Annotated in this window: 23 protein-coding genes and 1 pseudogene; 15 read left to right on the plus strand and 9 right to left on the minus strand. The window is 58.6% G+C overall.

The genetic code is table 11. The annotated features are described in order from the left end of the window. The 4 genes and pseudogenes from KBY02_RS26305 to KBY02_RS24990 all read left to right on the plus strand — a co-directional run. A partial coding sequence (locus KBY02_RS26305; protein WP_318654162.1) for an RHS repeat-associated core domain-containing protein occupies positions 1-582 on the plus strand: 582 nt, incomplete at its 5' end. Beyond that, entirely contained in the window at positions 579-983 is a 405-nt protein-coding gene (locus KBY02_RS24980; RefSeq protein WP_032659119.1) for a hypothetical protein, read from the plus strand. The genes KBY02_RS26305 and KBY02_RS24980, both read left to right, overlap by 4 nt. A gap of 330 nt (positions 984-1313) precedes the next feature. Beyond that, positions 1314-1637, plus strand: coding sequence for an Imm8 family immunity protein (locus tag KBY02_RS24985; RefSeq protein WP_080435849.1), 324 nt, complete (start codon positions 1314-1316; stop codon positions 1635-1637). 41 nt (positions 1638-1678) lie between these two features. Further along, positions 1679-2011 (plus strand): annotated as a pseudogene (locus KBY02_RS24990) (type IV secretion protein Rhs); the annotation flags it as partial. Between the two features lie 80 nt (positions 2012-2091). Here the strand turns inward: KBY02_RS24990 and KBY02_RS24995 are convergent. Beyond that, positions 2092-3417 carry an OprD family porin gene (locus KBY02_RS24995; RefSeq protein ID WP_225650838.1) on the minus strand — a complete coding sequence of 442 codons (1326 nt, stop codon included), beginning with the start codon at positions 3415-3417 and terminating at the stop codon, positions 2092-2094. A gap of 471 nt (positions 3418-3888) precedes the next feature. Continuing rightward, positions 3889-4110: a hypothetical protein gene (locus KBY02_RS25000; RefSeq protein WP_003343801.1), complete on the minus strand. Its 222-nt coding sequence runs from the start codon at positions 4108-4110 to the stop codon at positions 3889-3891. 218 nt (positions 4111-4328) lie between these two features. Between KBY02_RS25000 and KBY02_RS25005 the strand changes: the two genes are divergently transcribed. Both KBY02_RS25005 and KBY02_RS25010 read left to right on the plus strand, forming a co-directional pair. Next, positions 4329-4658: a DUF2790 domain-containing protein gene (locus KBY02_RS25005; protein ID WP_003343803.1), complete on the plus strand. Its 330-nt coding sequence runs from the start codon at positions 4329-4331 to the stop codon at positions 4656-4658. Between the two features lie 278 nt (positions 4659-4936). Next, positions 4937-6196 (plus strand): cation:proton antiporter, encoded by a 1260-nt coding sequence (locus tag KBY02_RS25010; protein WP_003405216.1) that lies wholly within the window; start codon positions 4937-4939, stop codon positions 6194-6196. Here KBY02_RS25010 and KBY02_RS25015 read toward each other — a convergent pair whose 3' ends face one another. Then, positions 6197-7096 (minus strand): AraC family transcriptional regulator, encoded by a 900-nt coding sequence (locus tag KBY02_RS25015; protein WP_024652175.1) that lies wholly within the window; start codon positions 7094-7096, stop codon positions 6197-6199. Between the two features lie 282 nt (positions 7097-7378). Here KBY02_RS25015 and KBY02_RS25020 point away from each other — a divergent pair, with 282 nt between their 5' ends. From KBY02_RS25020 to KBY02_RS25030, 3 genes are all read left to right on the plus strand, one after another. Next, the gene (locus KBY02_RS25020) at positions 7379-8695 is read left to right on the plus strand and encodes an ABC transporter substrate-binding protein (protein ID WP_060409229.1); all 1317 of its coding nucleotides are present in this window, start codon (positions 7379-7381) and stop codon (positions 8693-8695) included. Between the two features lie 39 nt (positions 8696-8734). Next, positions 8735-9508, plus strand: a complete 774-nt coding sequence (locus tag KBY02_RS25025; RefSeq protein ID WP_024641627.1) for an L-iditol 2-dehydrogenase — start codon at positions 8735-8737, stop codon at positions 9506-9508. Between the two features lie 130 nt (positions 9509-9638). Continuing rightward, the gene (locus KBY02_RS25030; protein WP_003316379.1) at positions 9639-10463 is read left to right on the plus strand and encodes a DeoR/GlpR family DNA-binding transcription regulator; all 825 of its coding nucleotides are present in this window, start codon (positions 9639-9641) and stop codon (positions 10461-10463) included. Between the two features lie 100 nt (positions 10464-10563). Here KBY02_RS25030 and typA read toward each other — a convergent pair whose 3' ends face one another. Together typA and thiI are read right to left on the minus strand one after the other, a co-directional pair. Further along, the gene (typA, locus tag KBY02_RS25035; protein WP_003405222.1) at positions 10564-12384 is read right to left on the minus strand and encodes a translational GTPase TypA; all 1821 of its coding nucleotides are present in this window, start codon (positions 12382-12384) and stop codon (positions 10564-10566) included. A 142-nt stretch (positions 12385-12526) separates the two neighbouring features. Further along, complete coding sequence (thiI, locus tag KBY02_RS25040; RefSeq protein WP_003426934.1) at positions 12527-13981, minus strand: tRNA uracil 4-sulfurtransferase ThiI; 1455 nt, start codon at positions 13979-13981, stop codon at positions 12527-12529. Between the two features lie 336 nt (positions 13982-14317). Between thiI and glnA the strand changes: the two genes are divergently transcribed. The 6 genes from glnA to ntrC all read left to right on the plus strand — a co-directional run bounded on the left by glnA (position 14318) and on the right by ntrC (position 20491). Next, entirely contained in the window at positions 14318-15724 is a 1407-nt protein-coding gene (gene glnA / locus KBY02_RS25045) for a glutamate--ammonia ligase (protein ID WP_003343817.1), read from the plus strand. Positions 15725-15889: 165 nt separating this feature from the next. Beyond that, complete coding sequence (locus tag KBY02_RS25050) at positions 15890-16447, plus strand: chorismate mutase (RefSeq protein WP_225650839.1); 558 nt, start codon at positions 15890-15892, stop codon at positions 16445-16447. A gap of 77 nt (positions 16448-16524) precedes the next feature. Continuing rightward, entirely contained in the window at positions 16525-17061 is a 537-nt protein-coding gene (locus tag KBY02_RS25055) for a DUF4124 domain-containing protein (RefSeq protein WP_225650840.1), read from the plus strand. Positions 17062-17072: 11 nt separating this feature from the next. Then, entirely contained in the window at positions 17073-17690 is a 618-nt protein-coding gene (locus tag KBY02_RS25060; RefSeq protein ID WP_003405232.1) for a DUF4124 domain-containing protein, read from the plus strand. Positions 17691-17972: 282 nt separating this feature from the next. After that, entirely contained in the window at positions 17973-19058 is a 1086-nt protein-coding gene (glnL, locus tag KBY02_RS25065; RefSeq protein ID WP_002555720.1) for a nitrogen regulation protein NR(II), read from the plus strand. Beyond that, positions 19055-20491, plus strand: a complete 1437-nt coding sequence (gene ntrC / locus KBY02_RS25070; RefSeq protein WP_003405235.1) for a nitrogen regulation protein NR(I) — start codon at positions 19055-19057, stop codon at positions 20489-20491. The genes glnL and ntrC overlap by 4 nt, the downstream gene beginning before the upstream one ends. A gap of 288 nt (positions 20492-20779) precedes the next feature. Here the strand turns inward: ntrC and mgrA are convergent, their stop codons facing one another. From mgrA to KBY02_RS25090, 4 genes are all read right to left on the minus strand, one after another. Then, on the minus strand, positions 20780-21817 hold the full coding sequence (gene mgrA / locus KBY02_RS25075) for an L-glyceraldehyde 3-phosphate reductase (RefSeq protein ID WP_003426913.1): 1038 nt from the start codon (positions 21815-21817) through the stop codon (positions 20780-20782). Positions 21818-21898: 81 nt separating this feature from the next. After that, on the minus strand, positions 21899-22834 hold the full coding sequence (locus KBY02_RS25080; protein WP_011269246.1) for a sulfonate ABC transporter substrate-binding protein: 936 nt from the start codon (positions 22832-22834) through the stop codon (positions 21899-21901). Positions 22835-22946: 112 nt separating this feature from the next. After that, a complete protein-coding gene (locus KBY02_RS25085; RefSeq protein WP_024660327.1) occupies positions 22947-24272 on the minus strand; it encodes an LLM class flavin-dependent oxidoreductase in 1326 nt (441 codons plus the stop codon). Positions 24273-24306: 34 nt separating this feature from the next. Next, a complete protein-coding gene (locus KBY02_RS25090) occupies positions 24307-26622 on the minus strand; it encodes a TonB-dependent receptor (RefSeq protein ID WP_024660328.1) in 2316 nt (771 codons plus the stop codon). Positions 26623-26772: the final 150 nt, after the last annotated feature.

Below are 26772 nucleotides of genomic sequence, written 5' to 3' on the forward strand. Positions count from 1 at the left end.
CTTCACTACAACACGTTTCGGTATTACGATCCGGAGATTGGGCGGTTTATTACGCAGGATCCGATTGGGTTGAGTGGTGGGGATAATCTCTATCTGTATGCGCCTAATCCTTATGGGTGGGTTGATCCGTTCGGTTTATGCAAAAGCTCTTCGGGTGGTGCAAAAGCGACAGGCGAAGTCGGCCCGAATACTGCTAAAGGTGTAGATGTTGTTGCTAGCCAAGGACCTAAAGGACTTCAGTTATTACCTGATTTTTCAAATAGGCGAAAAGCATTTGAGCATTATGCCAAACATTCTCAAGGGGTCATATTGGGCGGAAAGGGTAAAGCAACAGCGAAGCCAGATGGTGCGGATGTACCAGAATTTACTTCGTTAGACTCTTACGTTAGTGCCGCACGATCTTTTTGGTCTCCCGCTGCTCGGGGAGGAGTACTGCAAGGAACTCGAGCAGATGGTTCCATGCTTAGACTTGAACCGTCGACTGGCTACTTTGGTGTTATGAGAGGAGGAAAAATAAATACCTTCTTTAGGCCAAGTGGTGACGCTGCCGCGCAGCTAAAATACTTTAAGGATCAGCTATGAAAAATGAAAGTATATTTGAACTGTGTGCGAGTGTTTTAAAGCGCCTTGGGTTCGGTGATGAAAGCCTGGTATCTTTAATTCAGAAGTGGAGGTTTTTTATTGAGGAGTGCAAGGATGGATATCGTTGGGATTATTCTGAATACCTTAATGATATTAGATTTAGGTCTTTGCTGCAGCGCTTGCTAGAAGAGCCACAAATTGCTAGCGCAGATGAGTTTAAAGAGCTTTTTGATGAGTTGGCTTGCCTTGATGATATGTTTAAAAGTCTGCTGCAGCCCGATATCTTTATAGGTACGAGTGAGAAATGGTGGGAGAGAGGTGTATTGATTAGTGCAGGAGAAGAATATTGCTTTTATATGAAAGCGGCTCACGGAATTGTGGTTGACAATATAGGTTGTTGAACACAAAGGAACGCGGATGCAAAAGGAGCAGACGATTGGGCAAAACTGAGTGGAGAACTCACAGAGGCCACGAAAGGGAAAGGTAATTTTGGCATTGGCTCTGGTGCAAGAGAACAAGCAGATGTTATGGGGAAAGCTTGGGTTGGTGATGGGTATAAAGTAGCTAGTTACGGCAAAACGTTAGTTAGTCAGAATGGCTTGAGGCAGTATAGGCCGCCTACTTACAAACCACATCAGAAGGGAACTCAGGCAAATTTTGAGCAAAGATTTCTAGGTCAAGAGACAAAGAAATGGCAGCCAAATGCTCATTTGGACATCACGGACTAAATCATGAACGCAGAATTAAAGCGAGTTCATAGCCCCGACATCTACAATCTTGAAAGTTACCATCCAGAATGCTCGGATGATTTCAGCCTCCTCCTGCAAGCGATGATTGGCCCTGCAGAGGAGGATGGTGAGGAATCATTTGATATTGAGGTTTGCACTCCAAAGTGGATTGAAAAAAACCTAGGGGCAGATGAGGTTCTTATAGGGATGCATTATCTTATTGTCCGCGAGTACAATTATCAGAAAATTGTTCGTGCTATTGAGAAATTCTTGTTGGATTGTTCAGGTGCGAACTGGAGTGAGGTTTCAAAAAAGTATCAAGACTAGGTTTTTGGGAATTTGAGGCCTACGAAGATGGAGGCCCGTGAGTCACCTACGAGTACGAAGCCAACGGCCGCCTGCTTGAGCACAACCCCGAAAAACGCTTCGACGGTGAAGAATTCCGCTACGACGCTGCCGGCAACCGCCTGAACTTCAACACCAGCCGCTTCGACCGCGTCAAAGACAACCGCCTCAAAAAGTGGAGCAACCACGAATACAAATACGACGCGTGGGGCAACCTGGTCGAGAAAATCGTCGGCATCGTCCGCTGGCAGACCTTCACCTACGACAGCGAAAACCGCCTGGTCAAAACCGAGACAATGGCCAACAGCCTGGGCAGGCGGGTCGCCAAACATTCGGATATCAAGGGACAGAGCGAATGCCCTTGCCATCGGTCGTCCCCTCGCCTGCCCTTCTAATTGTGAAGCGCCCCAAAGGACGCTTCACTCAATCATCCCCCTCAAAGCACACTCAACGGATACTCCACAATCACCCTCACCTCATCCAGATCCGATTCGAACGCCGTGGCCCGGGTCGTCGCCTGGCGCACGCGCAGTGACAGGTCTTTCAGTGATCCGGTCTGCACGATGTATTTGGCTTCGATATTGCGTTCCCAGCGTTTCTGATCGGTCAGCGGGTTGCCTTGTGCGTCGCGGCGCATGTAGGTGCTGTTGGCGTTGGAGTAGTCAGCGTCGGTGCCTTTGCCGTAGCGGGTCATGAACGACAGGCCGGGGACGCCGAAGGTGGACATGTCGAGGTTGTAAGTGAGCATCCATGAACGCTCTTTGGGCGAGTTGAAGTCGCTGTACTGGATGGAGTTGGCCAGGTAGATGGAGTCAGACTGCCTGAGGTAGTCGAAATCATCATCGCCTTCGTTGCGCTGGTGCGAAAGCGACAGGGTGTGTGCGCCGTATTGCAGGGCAACTTTTGCACTCCAGATATCGTTGTCGAATTCACCGAGCAGCTTTTTGCCTTCGTCGGTGGCGTTGTAATAGTTCAGGCTGCTGGTCAGCGACAGGTCATCGGAGAGCGGCAGGACGTAAGACGCCGAGGCGTATTTCTGATCCCAGGCATCTTTGAGGCGGCTGGTGTAGAGGCCAAGGCTCAGTGCGTCGGTGGCCTGGTAATCACCGCCGAAGTAGGCAACCCAGGGAGAGTCGACCGCGCCGCCGTAGAAGGTCACGAAACCGTCGCGCATATTGCTGGAAACCGGCTGGCTCATGGAGTGCAGACGACCGCCTTGCAGGGTCAGACCGCTGATACTGTTGTTGATCGCTGTGATGCCACGGAAGCTTTCCGGTAGCAGGCGCGAGTCACCGAATGCCACCACCGGCGTCGACGGGAAGACATCGCCCACGTTGACGACGGTGTCGAAGGCCCTGGCCTTCAGCGAGCCGCCGACTTTGCTGTACTCGTCGCGGGCATTGCCCTGCCCATCGACGGGCAGCACATCGAATGCGCTGCGCCCGCCGTTGCGTCCATCGCCTGTGTCGAGCTTGATGCCGATCATGGCAAAGGCATCGACCCCGACGCCGAATGTGCCTTGAGTGAAACCTGACTGGAATCGCCCGATGATGCCCTGCGCCCATGCTTCGGAGTAACCATTGCCGGTCGGGCTGGACTCGCCGTTGCGGTGGTCGCGGTTCATGTAGAAGTTACGGTTGAGTACCGTCAGCGTGCTGCCTTCGATGAAGCCTTCTTTCTGTTCTTCGGCGAGTGCGGTAATCGGCGTCACACCTGCCAGTGTCGAGCACAGGGCAAGGGACAATGTTCTGAGTTGGGTCATATGTGCTCCGATGGATCGGCAGATTGTTTTAAACGTGTCGACCTGGCTCTTTTTATAGGTGCGAGAGCTGCCAGCGGGGCACCATCTTGAAGTGGCGAAGATAACGTCGAGGTGACAGCGGGATTACAAATATGAAAGGAAGTGAAGTACCGCCTGCGTTAGTTCAATACGGTGAAACAGGCATTGAACGGATACGTCTGTTTTTATTCTCGCCGAAGGCCGTAGGAGCAGGCCGGGCGACGTTTCGCTGGTTAGCGAAGATGGTGCATTTGCAGCGAGCATACCGGCCTCTTCGCGAACAAGTTCGCTCCTACGCCCTTCGGGCAGATGCATGAAAAACGCTTATCGCCGACGTTTTGCCGGGAATAAAAAAAGCGTCCCGAAGGACGCTTAAAGATTCGCCCCGACCAAAGGAGCAGGGAGCTGCTACAAAGGGCGAATGGGGGTGCAGCGGGTCGGGCAGCAAAGGCATCAGCCTTCGGACTTGGTCGACCGCTCAGCCTCGGCTTTCTCGTCGGCATTGACGTACCGCTCGGCTTTGCTGCTGTTCTGTTCCTTGAAACGCATCTCCTGCGCCAGGCGCATCTTGTCGGCAGCGGGGCTTGCGTACTCGTTACCGTCGTCGGCAAAGGCTGCAGTGGCGGACAAGGCAGCTACGGCGAAGACCATCGATTTGACCAGTTTCATCATCATTACCTTTCTCGGTTGAATGTCGGACCTGCGCAGCGCTCGGCGCTCGTCAGGGATGAAACAAGCTTACGGAGGGGGAGCTAACAGGAAGGTGAGCGAACAATGACAATACTGTTAGGAAGCTGACATCTTCGAGATGACCGATTTGTAATGTTTCAGCAACCTTCCGGTTAGTGCGCATTGGTTAGGGTTAAGCCACATTCAAACGGAGACAAAAGAAAATGCGCACAGCCAAATCGTTGTTACTTGCCCTGGTCATCCTTTCGCCCATCAGTGCTTTCGCCTACACCTCTGATGAGGTCAAAGCCACCACGGTGATCAAGGAGCACCAGGCCAGCGTGCAGAAGTATGCCGCCCTCCATAACAAGCCGATGCCGGAGATCAAGGAGTACACCTACGGCATGAAGCTGGACGTTGCCAAGCTGGTCCGCAAGTCTCCGGATCTGCAAACCTGTAGCGTGATGCCGAAACTGATGACCTACGAAGACTCCAAAGGCAAGCTGAACACGGTTCAGTATCAGGTCCTCAGCGGGTGCAGAAACAGCCAATGATTCTGACCCTGCCAGGACGGCCACTCAGCGTTACATCCCCCGTCAGCCCGGACCGTCATTCGGGCTGACTTTTTTGCGTCTGCAATCCCCTCCTTTTCCCGTCTCAAATCCAGCTTCGTTTGGTAATTCCGGCCTTTTTTGCAACATCACCGCCTCTGCGTGGTCAACGCAAACCCCACTGTGGCGTGTCGAGATGTGTCTGGACGTAGTTCCGGTCCATCAAACACAGGCTCGGTTACGGTGATCGAGACACTGCAATTACGGATTTGGAATGACCGATGCTTGAACTCGCTGCTGGTTTTATCTGCCTCACTGCGCTGCTGACCTACGTGAACTACCGTTTCATCGGCCTGCCGCCCACCATCGGCGTGATGGTCACCGCGCTGATGTTCTCGTTGCTGCTGCAGGGTCTGAGCTTTCTGGGCTATCCCGGCCTGGAAGATCGCGTTCAACAATTGATCGGCCAGATCGACTTCGGCGACCTGCTGATGAACTGGATGCTGTCCTTTCTGCTGTTCGCCGGGGCGCTGCACGTCAACCTGGGCGACTTGAGAAGCTACCGTTGGCCCATTGGCCTGCTGGCAACTTTCGGGGTACTGATCGCCACCACCGTGATCGGCGCACTGGCCTACTGGATCTTTGCCCTGTTCGGCTGGCACGTCAGCCCGTTGTACTGCCTGCTGTTTGGTGCGCTGATCTCGCCTACCGATCCGATTGCGGTGCTTGGTGTGTTGCGTACCGCCAACGCCTCGAAACCGCTGAAGACCACGATCGTCGGCGAAAGCCTGTTCAACGACGGCACCGCGGTGGTGGTGTTCACGGTGCTGTTGGGTATCGCGCAGTTGGGCGAGACGCCGACGGTTGGCGAAACCGCTTTGCTGTTCGTTCACGAAGCGGTGGGCGGGGTGCTGTTCGGCGGCCTGATCGGTTACGCCGTGTACCTGATGATCAAGAGCATCGAGCAGTATCAGATCGAGGTCATGCTCACGCTGGCACTGGTGATCGGCGGCTCGGCGATGGCGTCTGAACTGCATGTGTCCGGTCCTATCGCGATGGTCGTGGCCGGCTTGATCATCGGCAACCTGGGACGCAATCTGGCGATGAACGACATGACCCGTCGCTACATGGACGGTTTCTGGGAGTTGCTGGATGACATGCTCAACGCGCTGCTGTTCGCGCTGATCGGTATGGAGCTGTTGCTGTTGCCGTTCTCATGGCAGCACCTGATTGCAGCCAGCCTGCTGGCGGCGGCGATTCTGCTGTCGCGCTTCGTCACCGTCGCTCCGGCCATCCTGCTCCTGCGTCGCTGGCGCAAGGTGCCGCACGGCACGATCCGCATCCTCACCTGGGGTGGCTTGCGCGGCGGTGTCTCGGTTGCCTTGGCCCTGGCGCTGCCGACCGGGCCGGAACGCGATCTGCTGCTGAGCATCACCTACATCGTGGTGCTGCTGTCGATCCTCTTGCAGGGCCTGACCATCGGCAAGCTGGTGAATGCCGTCACCCGCGCCCCGCAGGCGAAAGACCCGGCAGAGCATTGATCAGGCGGATGCAGCGGCGCGCCGGTATTCACTGGGCGTCTGCTGCATCTCCACGCGGAAGTGTCGGTTGAAGTTGGACAGGTTGGCATAGCCGACTTCAAAGCAGATGTCCGACACCGACATCTCGCTGTGCAGCAGCAACCGGCAGGCCCGCTGGACCCGCAGTTTGCGCATCAGGTCGATAAAACAATGGCCCGTGGTGCGCTTGAAGAAGCGTGAAAAACCCGGATCGCTCATGTCCAGTCGCTGCGCGATGACGGACAGGCGAATATCGCTGGTCAATTCGGTCAACAGATAGTCGAACGCCTTGTTGATCCGTTCGGAACTGCGCGCATCCAGAGTCGGTGCATACCAGGTGCTGGCCAGCAGGCGAACCTCCTGCGCAGGCGCTTTCATCAGCGTGTTGACCAGTTGCAGGAACAGAATCAGCCGCTCCAGCCCCTGAGCCGGGCCAATCTCTTCGAGCAGGCGCGCGGCCTGCACCGCTGTCGCACCGGTGAACTCCAGGCCGCGTCGCGCCTGCTCGAACAGACGCTGCAAGTCACCCATCTCCGGCAGCGTGCCACGCAAGGCGAGCAACGCTGCACCGTCGAACTGCAGCACCACGTCCCGCCCGGGCAGATGCTCACCGGGGGCCAGATCGCCGATCCAGTCATGCGGCAGATCCGGGCCGATCAGGGCCACATGCCCTGCCGCGAACTCACCGATGTAATCACCGGCCACCAGCTTGCCGCTGCCCTGGCGGATCAGATGGATTTCGAATTCCGGATGATGGTTCCAGCGCGCCAGCGCGTAGGGATAGTCATGCTCGTACCAGCGAAAGCAGTGGTCGGGCTGCGGGAGAATAACCTCAAGCTCGGCAGGGCGCTGCTCGAGCAAGGCGGCTCGGCTGTCAGGCACGGGATGCCCCTTTTTATCGTTATGAATGCGCTGTGGACGCTTGAACATACGCCCTCGCGCCTGGCCAACGCTAGCTCGCGATCAAACCGACACTGATACTTTTTTGCTTTCGGACCGCCGGAGCGCGCTCGGTTAAAAAAGTATCAGTCGCTCATCCGCCCTGCGTTTGTTCAGCACCCTGAGGGCTGCTGTAATCGAGCCGTCCACCAGGGTGACTCAACCGTGGCCAACAACAAAAACAATGACTCCCGCCAGACAAGGCGCGGGGTGGAGAGCACTACGATGAACATTCGGAAAACGCTTTTCCTGTCCGCAGGCGTGTCCGCCGCCCTTTTCAACCTGACCGTCCAGGCTGCCGAAACCGTGACCATCGCCACGGTGAACAACGGCGACATGATCCGCATGCAGCGCCTGTCGAAAACCTTTGAACAGCAGCATCCCGACATCAAACTCAACTGGGTGGTGCTCGAAGAAAACGTCCTGCGCCAACGCCTGACCACCGATATCGCCACACAGGGTGGCCAGTTCGACGTATTGACCATCGGCACCTACGAGACCCCGTTATGGGGCGCCAAACAGTGGCTGGAGCCGATCACCGGCCTTGCGCCGGACTACGATCTGGAGGATATCTTTCCCTCGGTGCGCCAAGGCTTGTCAGTCAAGGACACGCTCTATGCCCTGCCCTTTTACGGCGAAAGCACCATTACTTATTACCGCACCGATTTGTTCAAGCAGGCTGGCTTGAGCATGCCCGAACACCCGACCTGGACGCAGCTGGGCGAATTCGCCGCGAAGCTGCATCAGCCCGACAAGGGCGTTTACGGCATGTGCCTGCGCGGCAAGGCCGGTTGGGGTGAGAACATCGCCTTGCTCAGCACCATGGCCAATGCATTCGGCGCGCGCTGGTTCGATGAGCAGTGGAAACCTGAATTGACCAGCCCGGAATGGAGCAAGGCGGCGAATTTCTACGTCAACACTCTGAAAAACTATGGCCCGCCGGGCGTATCGAGCAACGGTTTCAACGAAACACTCGCGCTGTTCAACAGCGGCAAATGCGCGTTGTGGGTGGATGCCAGCGTGGCCGGCTCGTTCACCACCGACAAGGAGCAGAGCAATGTTGTCGACAGCGTCGGCTTTGCACCTGCGCCGGTCGAAGTGACGGACAAGGGCTCGTCATGGCTCTACGCCTGGTCGCTGGCAATACCGACTACCTCGAAGCACAAGGATACAGCCAAGGCGTTCATCACCTGGGCGACGTCCAAGGCGTATATCCAGCTGGTCGCCGAGACAGACGGCATCAGCAACGTGCCACCTGGCACCCGCGCCTCCACCTACAGCGAGGCTTATCTGAAAGCTGCGCCGTTCGCCAAGGTCACACTGCAGATGATGCAACACGCCGACCCGGCGCACCCGTCGGCCAAGCCCGTGCCCTATGTCGGTATCCAGTACGTGACCATTCCCGAGTTTCAGGCCATCGGCACCTCGGTCGGCAAGCTGTTTTCTGCCGCTGTAACCGGGCAAACCACCACTGAACAGGCGCTCACAGCCGCGCAGGCGGTGACCGAACGCGAGATGAAACGTGCCGGCTACCCGAAGTAGAGCGCCAGCCCTCAACTGTATTGAACGGATGATGAACCCATGAAACGACTTGAAGGTAAAAGCGCGCTGATCACCGGATCGGCGCGAGGCATCGGGCGTGCGTTTGCGCAGGCGTACATTCACGAAGGTGCGCGCGTGGCGATTGCCGATATCGATCTGCAGCGCGCACAGGCGACAGCGACCGAACTGGGACCCAACGCTTACGCGGTGCGGATGGACGTCACGGATCAGTCGTCCATCGATCAGGCCATTGCCGCAGCGGTCGCGCAGGCCGGCAAGCTGGATATCCTGATCAACAACGCCGCGCTGTTCGACCTGGCACCGATCGTCGACATCACCCGCGGCAGCTACGAGCGGCTGTTCTCGATCAATGTCGCTGGCACGCTGTTCACCTTGCAGGCCGCAGCGAAGCAAATGATTGCCCAGGGGCACGGCGGCAAAATCATCAACATGGCCAGCCAGGCCGGGCGCCGGGGCGAGGCGCTGGTGGCGGTGTATTGCGCGACCAAGGCGGCGGTGATCAGCCTGACCCAATCGGCCGGGCTGGACCTCATCCGGCACGGCATCAATGTCAACGCCATCGCACCGGGTGTGGTCGATGGCGAACACTGGGACGGCGTCGATGCGTTGTTCGCCCGCCATGAAAACCGGCCATTGGGCGAGAAGAAAAAGCTGGTGGGCGAACAAGTGCCTTACGGGCGCATGGGCACGGCAGACGATTTGACCGGCATGGCCATTTTTCTGGCTTCAGCGGACAGCGAGTACGTGGTCGCCCAGACCTATAACGTCGACGGTGGCAACTGGATGAATTGAAGTGGGACAGAGGTAAAGATGAGCCGAACCGCGCAAAAAAGCCTGCGACCGCTTCCATTGCCGAAGCGATTGGCTAAGATGCGCGGACCGTCTGCTGCCTGAGCCGGCTCATTGATGTACAGGAGTACGAATGTCCACTGAAGAGGAGATCGCCATTTCCGGCGGTACACCTATGATCCCTGATCAGCGTCGAGAGCTGATGCTGCGTCAGTTACGCAAGCATCAGGTGCTCAGCGTGCATCAGTTGATGGAGATGTTCGATTGCTCGCACATGACCATCCGCCGCGACATCGCCCTGCTGGAGCAGGAAGGTCGCGCCTACTCGGTCACCGGCGGCGTGCGTATCGCCAGCCAGGTCCACAGCGAACCCAGCCACCAGTCCAAGGCGGTGGTGGAGTTGCCACACAAGCAGGGCATGGCGCGGCTCGCAGCGGGGCTCTTGCACCCGGACATGACGATCTATCTGGACGCAGGCACCAGCACACTCGAAATCGTCCCGCACATCATCGCGCTGTCGGGCATGACCGTGGTCACCAATGATTTCGGCGTGGTCAACGCGCTGGCCGATGCTGCGCATGTGGATGTGATTCATACCGGCGGGCTGCTCGATCATCCGAATCGTTCCAGCGTCGGCGGCCTGGCAGCGGCAACCTTGCGCCAGCTGGCGACCGATGTGGCCTTCATGTCCACCAGCTCGTGGGACCTGCAACGCGGCACCACCACACCATCGGCGCTGAAGGTCGAGGTCAAGCAGGCCGCCATGCAGTCCGCCTCGCAAACCGTGTTGATCGCCACCAGCTCCAAATACGGCACCTTCGGTATGTACAAGGTCGCCGGGCTCGAGCAGTTCGACACCATCATCACCGACGCAGCCCTGGCCGAAGCGGCTGCCGACGGGATTCGCAAGCAGCGTATCGAGTTGCTGCTGGCGCCAGTGGGCGGCCGTTCGAAGTAGCTTGCCGCCAGGCGAGCTGTGCCACAGGCCACGAATGGCAGGCATAAAAAAACCCGGTCTCGCGACCGGGTTTTTTGTGTCTAGCCGACTAACCGATTACTCAGTTGCCCGACTTCTTGGCAGCACGAGTACGCTCGCTTTCACCAAGGATTTTCTTACGCAGGCGGATCGACTTTGGCGTCACTTCGCAGAGTTCGTCTTCTTGTACGAATTCCAGCGCTTGTTCCAGAGTGAAACGGATAGGCGGAACCAGAGCGATGGTTTCGTCTTTACCGGAAGCACGCATGTTGTCGAGCTTCTTGCCTTTGGTTGGGTTGACACCCAGGTCGTTGTCGCGGCTGTTGATGCCGACGATCTGACCTTCGTACACGTCTTCGCCATGACCCAGGAACAGCTTGCCACGGGCTTGCAGTGTTTCCAGGGAGTAGGTCAGCGCCTTGCCGGTAGCAACCGAAACCAGAACGCCGTTCTGACGGCCGGACATGTCGCCAGACTTCATCACGTCGTAACGGTCGAAGATGCTGGTCAGGATGCCTGCGCCGGAAGTCAGGGTCAGGAACTCGTTACGGAAACCGATCAGGCCACGTGCCGGGATGTTGTACTCAAGGCGCACACGGCCCTTGCCATCCGGAACCATGTTGGTCAGGTCGCCTTTACGGTTACCCATTTGCTCCATGATCGCGCCCTGCGCTTCTTCAGGCAGGTCGATGGTGACGTTTTCGTACGGTTCGTGCTTGACGCCGTCAACCATGCGGATGATCACTTCAGGACGACCAACACCCATTTCGAAGCCTTCGCGACGCATGGTTTCGATCAGTACCGAGAGGTGCAGCTCACCACGGCCGGAGACCTTAAACTTGTCGGCGGTGTCGCCTTCTTCAACGCGCAGGGCAACGTTGTACAGCAGTTCCTTGTCCAGACGTTCCTTGATGTTACGGCTGGTGACGAACTTGCCTTCCTTGCCGCAGAACGGCGAATCGTTAACCTGGAAGGTCATCGAAACGGTAGGTTCGTCAACGGTCAGCGGCTTCATCGCTTCGACGTTCAGTGGGTCGCACAGAGTGTCGGAGATGAACAGCTGGTCGAAGCCGCTGATGCAGACGATGTCGCCGGCAGCTGCTTCTTCAACGTCGATACGGTGCAGACCGTGGTGACCCATCAGCTTCAGGATACGACCGTTACGCTTCTTGCCGTTGACGTCGATGGCAACCACCGGAGTGTTCGGCTTGACGCGACCACGAGCGATACGGCCAACACCGATGACGCCCAGGAAGCTGTTGTAGTCCAGTGCGGAAATCTGCATCTGGAACGGACCGTCACGGTCAACCTTTGGCGCAGGGACGTGATCGACGATCGCCTGGTACAGCGGGGTCATGTCTTCAGCCATGGCGGTGTGTTCCAGACCGGCAATACCGTTCAGGGCCGAGGCGTAGACGACTTTGAAGTCCAGCTGTTCTTCAGTGGCACCCAGGTTGTCGAACAGGTCGAAGATCTGGTCCAGAACCCAGTCCGGACGTGCGCCTGGACGGTCAACCTTGTTGATGACCACGATCGGACGCAGGCCGGCTTCGAAAGCCTTCTTGGTCACGAAACGGGTTTGCGGCATAGGGCCGTCCTGGGCATCGACCAGCAGCAGTACGGAGTCGACCATCGACATCACGCGCTCTACTTCACCACCGAAGTCGGCGTGGCCCGGAGTGTCCACGATGTTGATGTGGTAGCCATTCCAGTTGATCGCGGTGTTCTTCGCGAGAATGGTAATACCGCGCTCTTTCTCCTGGTCGTTGGAGTCCATCACGCGTTCGTCGTTGAGCTCGCCGCGCTCCAGAGTGCCGGATTGACGCAGGAGTTTGTCTACCAGGGTGGTCTTACCATGGTCAACGTGAGCAATGATGGCGATGTTACGTAGATTTTCGATCACTTGTGTATCTCGATCAGAGGATTCGGTCTGCTGACTGGTTAAGGACAGCGATTACTATTTTGAGTCGGCAAAAGCCGTAACGGCATGACGACGGGTGTCGGGGGGCCGGTGACGCAAGCCACAGGCAAACAGCCCCGGGCACTTAGCTCGGTCGATATACGCGCACATTGGCATGTCCCTCACTGAGCAAATGGTGGGCATGCAGGCGACTCATGACGCCTTTGTCGCAATACAGCAGGTACTGGCGCGTGTCATCCAGTGCCTTGAAACGGCTGTTCAATGCGTAGAACGGCAACGTCTGTATCTCCACGCCGGGCACTTGCAGCGGTTGGTCTTCCTGGGCATCCGGGTGACGGATGTCGAGGATCACCTGACCGGCCAGCGCCTGGCTGACTTCTTCTATATCGACATTGCGGCTCAGATCGTCGATCACCCGATCGATCGAAACCAGCTTCGCGCGTTCGAGCGCCTGCTCGAGAATCGCCATGTCGAACTGTTTTTCTTCGTACTCAACGCGATTTCGCTTGGCGTTGGTCTTCGGGTTGACCGAAATCACCCCGCAATACTCTGGCATGTGCCGGGCAAAATCAGCGGTGCCGATTTCAGTCGCCAGGTCCACGATGTCCTGCTTATGGGTGGCAACCAGCGGCCGCAGGACCAGCTTGTCGGTTGCCGCGTCAATCAGCGACAGGTTGGGCAGCGTCTGGCTGGCAACCTGTGAAATCGCTTCGCCGGTGACCAGCACATCGATTTCAAGACGATCAGCCACGGCGGATGCAGCGCGTAACATCATACGCTTCAAAACTACACCCATATGACTGTTATCGACTTTCTGCAGAATTTCTCCGAGAACTTCCTCGAACGGTACGCTGACGAACAGCACCCGCTGTGAACTGCCGTACTTCTTCCAGATGAAGTGCGCGACTTCCATCACGCCCAGTTCATGGGCCCGTCCGCCCAGATTGAAGAAGCAGAAGTGCGCCATCAGGCCGCGGCGCATGATCTGGTAGGCCGCAACGGTTGAATCGAACCCGCCGGACATCAATACCAGGGTCTGCTCCAGCGCGCCCAGCGGGTAACCGCCCATGCCCTGATGCTGGTCGTGAACGACAAACAACCGTTGGTCGCGAATTTCCATGCGCACGACCAGATCGGGCTTTTTCAGCTCGATTCCGGCAGCGCCGCATTGCATGCGCAACTTGCTGCCGACGTATTTCTCGACGTCCATGGAGCTGAAATCGTGGCGACCGGCACGCTTGCAACGCACTGAAAACATCTTGCCAGGCAACAGGTCGGCGTAGTGCAGCTTGCACTTGGCGACGACGTCGTCGAGATCGCCCAGCGGGTACTCGGCGACCTGCAGAAAGTTGGCAATGCCGGGCATGCAGCTCAGCCGCTCCCTGATGCCCTGCAGCACTTTGGGGTCGGTCAGCCGGGTTTCGACCTCAAGATTGTCCCATACGCCACCCACGACAATGTCCGCGTCCAGTTCACGGAGCACGGTACGAATGTTCTTGCCCAGTTGCCGGATGAACTTCTTGCGCACCGGCGGGCTTTTGATGGTGATTTCTGGGAAAACTTTAACGATTAGTTTCATGGAAACGGAGCGTGAGGTGCCGACCAAAAAAGGGGGGCGCGGATTATAGCGGAAATTGCTCAAGGTTTAACCAGTTATCGTACACGCAATCAGCGACGCACCAAAAAGAGTCGGCGCACCAAATTGCAGCGCCATAAAGGTGCGTGTTTTTCACGCGTGGTGCGTTTTCGCCCCCTGAAAACCTGCGTTTGAGGCAAAAAACCCAACACGGGGCACTGGCATGCAAATTGCTCCCTTGTGAGGCAGGTTGCCTTGGCAGAGTATCTGCGCCGGCATCACCCAAATTCAAGGGACCATAACTCTATCAAGACGGTCTCTAGCCACCCGGAGGACACCATGTCGAAGTCGGTTCAACTCATCAAAGATCATGACGTTAAGTGGATTGATCTGCGCTTCACAGACACCAAGGGCAAGCAGCAGCACGTCACCATGCCTGCGCGCGATGCACTGGAAGACGATTTCTTCGAAGTCGGCAAAATGTTCGACGGTTCCTCCATCGCTGGCTGGAAAGGCATCGAAGCGTCCGACATGATTCTTCTGCCAGATGACGAAACCGCCCTGCTCGACCCGTTCACCGAAGAGCCGACCCTGGTTCTGGTCTGCGACGTCATCGAACCTTCGACCATGCAAGGCTACGACCGCGACCCGCGCGCCATTGCCCACCGTGCCGAGGAATACCTGAAGTCGACCGGTATCGGCGACACCGTATTCGTAGGTCCGGAGCCAGAGTTCTTCATCTTCGACGAAGTGAAATTCAAGTCCGACATCTCCGGTTCCATGTTCAAGATCTTCTCCGAACAGGCTTCCTGGATGACCGACGGCGACGTCGATGGCGGCAACAAGGGCCACCGTCCGGGCGTCAAAGGTGGTTACTTCCCGCTGCCACCGGTCGACCACGACCACGAAATCCGTACCGCCATGTGCAACGCTCTGGAAGAAATGGGCCAGACCGTGGAAGTTCACCACCACGAAGTGGCGACTGCCGGCCAGAACGAAATCGGCGTGAAATTCAACACGCTGGTCAAGAAGGCTGACGAAGTTCAGACCCTCAAGTACTGCGTACACAACGTTGCCGACGCTTACGGCCGTACCGCTACTTTCATGCCCAAGCCACTGTACGGCGACAACGGCTCGGGTATGCACGTACACATGTCCATCTCCAAGGATGGCAAGAACACCTTCGCAGGCGAAGGCTATGCCGGTCTGTCCGATACCGCCCTGTACTTCATCGGCGGCATCATCAAGCACGGCAAGGCGCTGAACGGCTTCACCAACCCGTCGACCAACTCCTACAAGCGTCTGGTCCCGGGTTTCGAAGCACCGGTCATGCTGGCCTACTCGGCGCGTAACCGCTCCGCATCGATCCGTATTCCTTACGTCAACAGCCCACGCGGCCGCCGTATCGAAGCACGCTTCCCGGATCCGGCAGCCAACCCGTACCTGGCCTTCGCGGCCCTGTTGATGGCTGGCCTGGACGGCATCCAGAACAAGATCCACCCTGGCGACGCAGCTGACAAAAACCTGTATGACCTGCCGCCTGAAGAGGCCAAAGAGATCCCACAAGTTTGCGGCAGCCTGAAAGAAGCCCTGGAAGAACTGGACAAGGGCCGCGCGTTCCTGACCAAGGGCGGCGTCTTCAGCGACGACTTCATCGATGCCTACATCGAGCTGAAAAGCGAAGAAGAAATCAAGGTTCGCACCTTCGTACACCCACTGGAATACGAGCTGTACTACAGCTGCTGATCCAGCCACGCCAGCGTTGATGGCGTAACAGGAGACCTCCTTCGGGAGGTCTTTTTTTTGCCCGGATTTTTACCGCGTGAACTTTTGTTCACGCCGCAACACTGGCTCTGTCCGGTCGCCTGGAGTTAAATCTGCACCTCCCAACCGAACCGAGATGGAACTGCCATGCGCCTTATTCTGGCCACTTCCCTGCTGACAATGACGTTCATGTCTACCTGTTTCGCCTTCACTGCCGAGCAAAAACCTTCAGCACTTGACCCCCTGCTGCAAGCGATCAGCGAGCGCCTGACCATCGCCGATCAGGTTGCCCTGAGCAAGTGGGACAGCGGCAAGGCTGTCGAGGACCCGCCGCGCGAGCAGCAAGTGATCAGCGCCGCCCAGGCCCGTGCTGCCGAGTTCAAGCTCGATCCCGATGACGTTCAACGCCTGTTCCGCGCGCAGATCGAAGCCAATAAACAGGTGCAGAACGCCCTGCTCGCCCAATGGCACGCGGCAGGCAAGGCGCCCGACACGGTCAGGCTCAGTCTGGTCGATGACATTCGTCCGAAGCTGGATCGCCTGCAAACCCAGTTGCTCCAGGCCTACGCGGACTTCCAGCCACTGCGCAAGGCAGAAACCTGCCGGATACAACTGGATGCGGCACTAAAGCGTTATCAGACCGACCCGATTCACGATCAGGCGCTGGTACTGGCCACAGCCGACCTTTGCCCTGCGAAACTCTGACACATCAGGCGGATAGCGCAGCATAGAGCGATGTGTTCTATGCTGACGGCCAATCTTGCCCTGCTGTCGAGAGTCTCATGCGTCAAAGTCTGATTTGCCTGCTGCTGTTGATCAGCCTGCCTGCGCTGGCGCAGATCTATAAGTACACCGATGCGAACGGCAACACCGCGTTCAGCAATCAGCCGCCCAACGGCACCAAGACCGAAGTGGTCGAGTTACCGCCGCTCAACAGCATCGAAACGCAGACACCTTCCAGGCCAGCCCTCAACCGCGAGCCGCAACCGGCCCCTGTGGCGCCACCCTCGCAGCCGCAAACGACCTACGACGTGCTGGAACTGAAAGACCTGCCCACCGATGAAGCCTTACGCGCCAACAATGGCACGTTCATCATCGGTGTGAAGATCGAGCCACGCCTGCAACCGACTCACAGCCTGCAACTGCTGCTGGACGGCAACCTGTACGGGCAGCCCTCCAACCTGCCGCGCTTTCAGGTGGTCAACGCAGATCGCGGTGAACACAGTTTCGCGGTGGTCGTGAAAGACGGCGAGCGGATCATTCAGCAGAGCGAAACCATCACCCTGACCGTACAGCGCGTACACCTCGGCAAGCCATGAGCAGACACACGATGCGCCGCCTGCTGACCTGCCTGTTGTTGCTCTTGACGCTGCCCGCAGTGGCCGACGTCTACACCTATATCGACGCGCAGGGTAATCGGGTGTTTACCGACCAGCCGCGCAAGAACGCCACCCGCGTCGACATCGCTCCCAGCAACAACATGACCGGCACGCCGCCGACCCGCACCTTGAAGGCCCACCCCGCCAAACCGGCAGTACAACCGATGTTTCATTACCAGTTGCTGAGAATCCTGGTGCCTGAACCGGACGCTACTCTGGTCAATCCCAGTGGCGACCTGATCGTTACCGTCACCAGCGAACCGGTGTTACAGGCGGGGCACAGCTACCGGCTGCTGCTGGATAACGTTGCCGTCGGCCAGGCCGGCCGCAGCCCGGTGTTTCCGTTGAGCAATGTGGATCGCGGCACCCATCAACTGTCGGTAGAGATTTTCGACGAGCTTGGCCGTGTTCTGGAAAAAACCCCGAACCAGCCGTTTCACGTGCAGCGCATTTCCCTGGCGCAAAAGCGCGCGACCCACCCCTGCAAGGATGATGACTACGGCGTGCGTCCGGAGTGTCCGCTCAAGGACAAGCCCGAGCCAAAAAGCAGCATTCTGCCCTTCTTCTGATCTCGGCAAAGCACCAGCACCTTTTTGGTGCGCTCAATGCCTGCCTGCGCAACAATACAGCCCAATCTGGTTCAGGAACCCTGGCCGGGTAGCGCCGTATGCGGGCACTCTTTACAAAAACGGCCCGATTTTGCAGATAAAGCGCTTCTTTTCGGAGCCTTGGTTTGTTTTTTGCAACTTCACTGACAAAGCACCGTATTGGTGGCCTTGCTCCTGCTGGTGCAGACCAACCAGCACCCGCATTGCGCGACTGCAATGTGCCAAAAGAGGTCAACACGATTCATGACTATCAGCGATGCGCTGCACAGACTGTTACTGGATAACCTGACCACTGCCACCATTCTGCTCAATGCCGACCTGCGACTTGAGTACATGAACCCAGCGGCGGAAATGCTGCTGGCCATCAGCGGGCAGCGCAGCCATGGGCAATTCATCAGCGAGCTGTTCACCGAGTCGGCCGAAGCATTGAGTTCGCTGCGTCAGGCAGTCGAACAGGCTCATCCTTTTACCAAGCGCGAAGCGATGCTCACTGCACTGACCGGCCAGACCCTGACGGTCGACTACGCGGTGACGCCTATCCTTAGCAAGGGCGATACCCTGCTGCTGCTTGAAGTGCATCCGCGTGACCGGCTGTTGCGTATCACCAAGGAAGAGGCTCAGCTGTCCAAGCAGGAAACCACCAAGATGCTGGTGCGTGGCCTGGCTCACGAGATCAAGAATCCACTGGGCGGCATTCGCGGGGCCGCACAATTGCTGGCCCGCGAGCTGCCTGAAGAAAGCCTCAAGGACTACACCAACGTCATTATCGAAGAGGCCGACCGCCTGCGTAATCTGGTCGACCGCATGCTCGGCTCCAACAAGCTGCCATCGCTGGCGATGACCAACGTGCACGAAGTGCTGGAGCGCGTGTGCAGCCTGGTCGAGGCCGAAAGCCAGGGTTGCATTACCTTGGTGCGCGACTACGACCCAAGCATCCCGGACGTGTTGATCGACCGCGAGCAAATGATCCAGGCCGTGCTCAATATCGTGCGCAACGCCATGCAGGCCATCAGCGGCCAGAACGAGTTGCGCCTTGGCCGGATCACCCTGCGTACCCGCGCCATGCGCCAGTTCACCATCGGCCACGTTCGCCATCGACTGGTGAGCAAGATCGAAATCATCGACAACGGCCCCGGTATTCCGGCCGAACTTCAGGAAACCATTTTCTATCCGATGGTCAGTGGCCGCCCGGATGGCACGGGACTAGGTCTTGCCATTACCCAGAACATCATCAGCCAGCACCAGGGTCTGATCGAGTGTGACAGCCATCCCGGCCACACCACATTCTCGATCTTCCTGCCGCTGGAACAAGGAGCAGCTTCGACATGAGCCGTAGTGAAACTGTCTGGATCGTAGACGACGATCGTTCTATCCGCTGGGTACTGGAAAAGGCCTTGCAACAGGAAGGCATGACCACGCAGAGCTTCGACAGCGCCGACGGGGTGATGAGCCGTCTGGCCCGTCAGCAACCGGACGTGATCATTTCCGACATCCGCATGCCGGGTGCCAGTGGCCTGGACCTGCTGGCGCGGATTCGCGAGCAGCATCCGCGTCTGCCGGTGATCATCATGACCGCCCACTCGGACCTGGACAGCGCCGTGGCGTCCTATCAGGGCGGTGCGTTCGAGTACCTGCCCAAGCCATTCGACGTCGATGAAGCCGTGTCGCTGGTCAAGCGCGCCAATCAGCACGCTCAGGAACAACAGGGCCTGGACGTCGCCCCGACGCTGACCCGCACTCCCGAGATCATTGGCGAAGCGCCAGCGATGCAAGAAGTGTTTCGCGCCATCGGCCGTCTGAGCCACTCCAACATCACGGTGTTGATCAATGGTGAGTCGGGTACTGGCAAGGAACTGGTCGCTCACGCATTGCATCGCCACAGCCCGCGTTCGGCCTCGCCATTCATTGCGCTGAACATGGCGGCGATCCCCAAGGACCTGATGGAGTCCGAGCTGTTCGGGCATGAAAAAGGCGCGTTCACCGGCGCGGCCAACCTGCGCCGCGGGCGCTTCGAACAGGCCGACGGCGGCACGCTGTTTCTCGATGAAATCGGAGACATGCCTGCCGACACCCAGACCCGTCTGTTGCGTGTCCTGGCGGACGGCGAGTTCTACCGGGTCGGCGGTCACACGCCGGTCAAGGTCGACGTGCGCATCATTGCCGCCACCCACCAGAATCTGGAAACCCTGGTGCAGGCCGGCAAGTTCCGCGAGGACTTGTTCCACCGCCTGAACGTGATCCGAATCCACATTCCGCGCATGTCGGACCGTCGCGAAGACATCCCGACCCTGGCCAAGCACTTCCTCAGCCGCGCGGCCCAGGAACTGGCGGTCGAACCCAAGCTGCTCAAGGCCGAGACCGAGGAATACCTCAAGCATCTGCCGTGGCCTGGCAACGTTCGTCAGCTGGAAAACACCTGCCGCTGGATCACGGTCATGGCTTCGGGTCGTGAAGTGCACGTCAGCGATCTGCCGCCGGAACTGCTGAGCCTGCCGCAGGACGCCGCGCCGGTCACCAACTGGGAACAGGCACTGCGCCAGTGGGCCGATCAGGCCTTGTCTCGCGGTCAGTCCAGCCTGCTGGACAGCGCCGTGCCGACCTTCGAGCGGATCATGATCGAAACCGCCCTCAAGCACACCGCCGGCCGCCGCCGCGACGCCGCCGTATTGCTGGGCTGGGGCCGCAACACCTTGACCCGCAAGATCAAGGAACTGGGCATGAAGATCGATGGCGGGGACGACGACGAGGCCGATGAGGGCTGAGTGGTTATATGATGGTTGTTCATACCTACGCGGAGCGCTCAGCGTTATACAAGTCCGCTTTTGATTCTGGCCGTAGGGCGTAGGAGCGAACTTGTTCGCGAAAGGGCCGGTATGATCGCCGAAAATGCGTCGTCTGAGACACTGTCTTCGCGAACAATGCGGACGCCGCCCCGATCGCTCCTACGCCCTATGGGCAGAAGCCTGAAAGCCCTGTATTACGGGCTTTCAAGGAGTTATGTATAACGATGAGCGCGGAGCGCGGGAATGACGGTCATAGGCCGCAGCGCATCACTCAGCCAGCGACGGCTTTTCCCACAGGTTGATCCCGCCTTCCACCGCAAAGCTGTCGATCTCGGTCAGCTCTTCGGGGCTGAACGCCAGGTTCTTCAGCGCGCCGACGTTTTCGATGATCTGCTCGGGACGGCTCGCACCGATCAACGCTGAAGTCACACGCGGATCGCGCAACGTCCAGGCCAGGGCCATTTGCGCCAGGCTCTGACCGCGACGCTGGGCGATTTCATTGAGCGCGCGCACGTGGGCGATGTTCTGCTCGGACAGGTGCGAAGCCTGCAGTGAACCACCACCCGGACGATTGACCCGCGCATCCTTGGGCACGCCGTTCAGGTACTTGTCCGACAGCAACCCCTGGGCCAAAGCAGTAAAGGCAATCACGCCGGCACCCAACTCTTCAGTAGCATCGAGCAAGTCTTTCTCGACCCAGCGGTTAAGCAGGTTGTAGGCCGGCTGGTGAATCAGCAGCGGCACTTTCCACTCTTTGAGCAACGCGGCGATTTCGCGGGTCTTGGCACCGGAATACGACGAGATACCGATGTACAACGCCTTGCCCTGCTGAACTGCGGTGGCCAGGGCGCTGGCGGTTTCTTCCAGCGGAGTGTCCGGGTCGAAACGGTGGGAATAGAAGATGTCGACGTAATCGAGGCCCATGCGTTGCAGGCTCTGGTCGAGGCTGGCGAGCACGTATTTACGTGAACCGCCGCCCTGCCCGTACGGCCCTGGCCACATGTCCCAGCCGGCCTTGCTGGAGATGATCAGCTCATCACGGTAGTGCTTGAAGTCTTCGCGCAGCAAACGGCCGAAGTTGATCTCGGCGCTGCCGTACGGCGGGCCATAGTTGTTGGCCAGGTCGAAATGGTTGATGCCCAGATCAAACGCCGTGCGCAGCATGGCGCGCTGGGTATCGATCGGCGTGCTGTCACCGAAGTTGTGCCACAAGCCCAAAGACAGTGCCGGAAGCACCAGCCCGCTGCGGCCGGTACGGCGATAAGGCATGTCTTCGTAACGATTTTCGGCAGCGATGTAGGTCATTGAATCCTCTCTTGTCTGGGGGATATTCGAGGCGTCTTGATTGCGTTTGCGAACAGGCGACGCCTGTTCGCAACGCCGGAATCATGGCTTTTGCCAGACAACCTGCTGAATGTCGACCCGCTTGGGTATCAAGTGGTTGTCGTAAAACAGATCAGCGGTCGCCTGCTGCGCGCGTACGATCTCCGGCGTGATCGGCAGGCTGGGTGATACAGGCCGATGGTCAAGATACTGAGTCATGACCGCTTCGGACAAGCCCATGCTGCGCGCCAGTATCTGAATACTCTCGGCACGCTGCGAGCGCGACAGCCCGTCGGCCACCGTCAGTTCGTCGAGCACCTGCTGCACGAGCGCTGCGTTTTCCTCGGCAAACGCCCGCCGTGCGGTATAGAACGGCCCGGACAACCCAAGCCCCTCGCCGTTGGCCAGCAGGCGGCTGTGGCCTTCGCTCATGGCGATGGAGTAGTAAGGGTCCCAGATCGCCCAGGCATCGACACTGCCGTTTTCAAAGGCAGCGCGGGCATCGGCAGGGGTCAGGTAAATCGGCTGAATATCCTTGAAGGTCAGACCGGCCTTGTTCAGCACACGCAGCACCACGTTATGTGAGCTGGAGCCTTTCTGCAGCGCGACCTTGCGGCCTTTCAATTCCGCGACGCTGTGCACCGGGCTTTCGTTGCGCACCAACAGGGTTTCCACCTGCGGCTTGGGTGGCTCGGCACCGATGTAGACCAGGTCGGCACCTGCGACCTGGGCGAAGATCGGCGGGATGTCGCCGGTGGAGGCGATGTCCAGGCTGCCAATGTTCAGCGCCTCCAGCATCTGCGGCCCGGCCGGAAACTCGACCCATTTGATTTTTTTCTCGGGAAACCGCTTTTCCAGCAGGCCGTTTTCCTTGGCCAGCACCAGCGTGATCGAGCCCTTCTGATAGCCGATGCGAAGAGTGTCGGGCTCGTCGGCAGAAGCTGTACCGAAAAGACCGCTGAAGGCCAGAATGGCGGCGATAAACGTGAATGGTTTCATGGGTGATCCTTTCTCGGTCGACTCTCGTGCCAATGCTCCGCGTTGGCATGCATCCCGTGACGCTCCGCGTCACCTCTCTGCAGCCAGGCTTGGTATCTGGTACGGGAAATTATCAAAATCTATAAGCAGGCCGTTGCAAGCCCAGGTTCTCGCGCAAGGTCGTGCCTTCATACTCGGTGCGAAACAGCCCGCGCCGCTGTAACTCCGGCACCAGCAACTGCGCGACATCTTCCAGGCCGCCCGGCAGGTGTGGCACCAGCACGTTGAAGCCATCCGCCGCACCTTGCTCGAACCAGCGTTGCAACTCATCGGCAATCTGCTCTGGCGTACCGATCAGGCTGTAGTGCCCTCGCCCACCGGCAATCCGCCGTCCCAGTTGCGCCAGGGTCAGGTTTTCCTGATCAGCCAGTTCGGTGAGCAGTTTCTGCCGGCTGCGCTGGCCGCTGTCGGTCAATGGCAACTCTGGCAGCGGGCCGTCCAGCGGGTAGCCCGACAGGTCGAAATTGCCCAGCATGCGGCCCAGCAGAGCGACCCCGACCTGAGGCTCGACCAGTTCCTGAAACGACTCGAATTTGGCTTTGGCCAAGGCTTCGGTTTCGGCCACGACGATGAACACGCCGGGCATGATTTTCAGTGAGTCTGCGTCACGCCCAAAGGCGCGTAACCGGCCTTTGATATCCGCATAAAACGCTTGCGCACTGGCCAGCGAGGTCTGCGCGGTGAACACCACTTCCGCCGTCTGCGCCGCCAGATCACGTCCGACTTCCGAGGAGCCGGCCTGCACCACCACTGGCTGCCCCTGCGGCGAACGCGCCACGTTCAGCGGACCCTTGACGCGGAAATGCTCGCCCTGATGATCGAGCACATGCAGCCTGGCCGGGTCGTAATACTCGCCACTGGCCTTGTCGCGGGTGAAGGCATCGTCTGCCCAACTGTCCCACAGGCCGGTCACCACCTGATGAAACTCTCGTGCGCGGCTGTAGCGCTCGGCATGCGCCACATGCTCGGCGCGACCGAAGTTCTGCGCTTCGGCGGCAGCATCCGACGTCACCAGATTCCAGCCCGCTCGCCCACCCGAGAGATGATCCAGCGAGGCGAACTTGCGGGCTACGTGATACGGCTCGTTGTAGGTGGTGGTCGCTGTCGCGATCAGACCAATATGCTCGGTCACCGCGCTGAGTGCCGAGAGCAGGGTCAGCGGCTCGAAATGATCGGAGCGCGCCATGCGGCTGGCGATATCACCGGTCGCGGCAGCCACACTGTCAGCGACGAACAGCGCATCGAATTTTGCCGCCTCCGCGACCCTGGCCACATGCCGGTAATGCTTGAAATCCAGCCCTGCATCCGCAGGCACATCCGGGTGCCGCCAGGCGGCGACATGGTGCCCGGTGGCCATCAGGAAAGCGCCCAGCTTCATCTGTCGGGCAGTGGTGCTCATACCTCACTCCTTACGTGTTGCCTGGGGTCTCGGCTCAAAAATCCTTGCGCAACTGCACGCCGAAATAACGTTCATCATCACGCGGCACTGATCGATAAACGTAGTTGCCCCCGGTCGCCAGCATTGGCGAGTAGGACTTGTCCGCCAGGTTCTTGCCCAGCAATGCAACGCGCCAGCCACTGTTGTAATCGGCCAGTGCCACGCTGGCGTTCCAGATGCCGTAAGCACCCTGTCTGGTGTCCGGGTTCTGGCTGATGTCGTACTGCACTTCGCTCTGCCAGCTGTAATCGGTGCCCAGTTCGATATCCAGGCCGTTGTCCAGCGGGATGGTGTAATCGGCACGAACGTAGCTTTTCCAGTCCGGGCTGTACGGCAGGGTCTTGCCGTCGACATTGCAGGACGCCGCCGCACCGGCCGGGCAGGCGAAGCTGTCGATGCGTGCTTTGGTGTAGGACAGCGCACCGGAGAATTTCAGGTTTCGGGTGGCTTGCAGGGCGTAATCCAGCTCGACGCCTTCCGTGCTGACGCTGCCTGCGTTGATCAGGCGCGTCACGACCTGTCCGGCGACACTGTCGAAGAAATTCGCCTGATAGTTGTCGTACTCGCTGTGGAACACCGCCAGGTTGGTGGTCAGGCGATTGTTCCAGGTGGTGGCCTTGAGGCCGACCTCCCAGGTGTTCGAGGTTTCCGGCTTGAGCGCCTCGGTGTCACGCGGCTGCATGTTGAAGAACACGTTGTAGGCCGGGCCTTTGTAGCCGCGCGAGTAGGTGATGTAGGTCATCACACTGTCGCTCAGGTCGTACTGCAAACCGAGGCGTCCGGACTTGCCGTCTTCATCCACCGACCCGGAGCTGCTGGTTGCTGGCTGAATGCCGCTGACGGTGGTAGCCGATGTCGATACGCGGCGATGATCGTATTCCAGGTCGTCGTGGGTCCAGCGTGCCCCGGCAATCGCACGCAAGTCCGGGGTGAAGTTGAACGTGGTTTCACCGAACACCGAATAACTGTCGGTGGTGGTGCTGTAATCGGCGATGCCGCGATCATGAGTCGTCGGTGTGATCAGCGTGCGCTGATAGGTCTCGTCGCTCTTGCCGTGCATGTAAAACAGCCCGCCGACGTACTCGACAAACCGGCCTTTCGGCGACGCCAGACGCAACTCCTGGGAATACTGGTTGAACGCCAGATCGCCCTTGTCTTCGGTGCCGGGGAACGCCGCGGTGACAGTGCCAAGCCGGTCGCCGTCCTGATACTGGGTGTTGTCCCAACCACGCCAGGCGGTAATCGAGGTCAGGGTGTAGTCGCCCAGTTGCCAGTCGAGCTGGCCGGACAGGCCTTTGTTGACGTCCTCGACATGGCTGCGGTAATCGCTGACGACATTGCGGTTATCGCTGTCGGCACGTACCGGCGCCAGGGCACTGGCGAAGGACGGGGTCAGCGCCTTGGTTACGACACCGTTGGGTGCATCGTCATGGGACTGCATGTAGTCCGCTGCAAGGGTGAAGGTGATGTCGTCATTGGGTGTGAATTCCAGCTCGCCGCGGGCACCCTTGCGGTTGTAACCGTTGACTTCCTGACCATTGAGCTTGTTGTCGACATTGCCGTCATAGCTGCCGAACAACGTCGTGATCGAGCCTTTGAGGGTTTGCGGAATCAGGCTGCCGCCAATGCCGAAACGGGTGCGGCTTTCGTTGCCGCTGTAATAGGACTGATCGATGTAACCGTGAGTCGCTTCGGTCGGTGCCTTGGTGGTGACGTTGAGCACGCCCGCCGAAGCATTCTTGCCAAACAGCGTGCCTTGCGGGCCGCGCAGTACTTCGATGCGTTCCAGGTCGAGCAAGTCCAGCGTGGCCTGACCCGGCCGCGCATACACCACGCCATCGATCACCGTGGCCACGGTCGGTTCGACGCCTGGCGAGGTGGAAATGGTGCCGACACCGCGAACGAACAGCGAGGTGTCCTTGTTGGAAGCCCCGGTGCGGAAATTCAACGACGGCACCTGCTGCACGATGCTGGCCACGCCATTACGGTTATCGCGCTCCAGTTGTTCGCCCTCGATCACGGACACGGCGACCGGTACTTTTTGCAGCGATTCCTCGCGGCGTGTGGCGGTCACGGTCACCGATTCCAGCGCTACCGTTTCCGTGTTCTGCCCTGCCGCTGTCTCTGCCATGGCCGGAACACACGGCAATGCCGTCAGCCCCATCAGCAACCACCCACAACGACGCCCCCGCGCGGTATGAGCCTGATCGATCGCCTGCGCCAGAAGCGTGTGTCTGACGCTATCCCCACCTGTTGTGTGCATCTGCGTGCCTACCTGAAATATGCCCTGATCCGACAGTGCGATGCGCACTGTCGCCTGTGCGTGCTGACTAAACCGGGTCCGGGCATTCGCGGTGGCGAGTAGCAGAAAAACCATCTTTGTTAGCGCTAACATCACCAGTATCGGAAAACGACTGATAGATCGTCCAATACTGAAAAATTAGTTTTATATTCCTTTTAC

Origin of the sequence: Pseudomonas sp. P129, from assembly GCF_020312195.1 — a bacterium.
Taxonomy (GTDB): domain Bacteria; phylum Pseudomonadota; class Gammaproteobacteria; order Pseudomonadales; family Pseudomonadaceae; genus Aquipseudomonas; species Aquipseudomonas fragariae.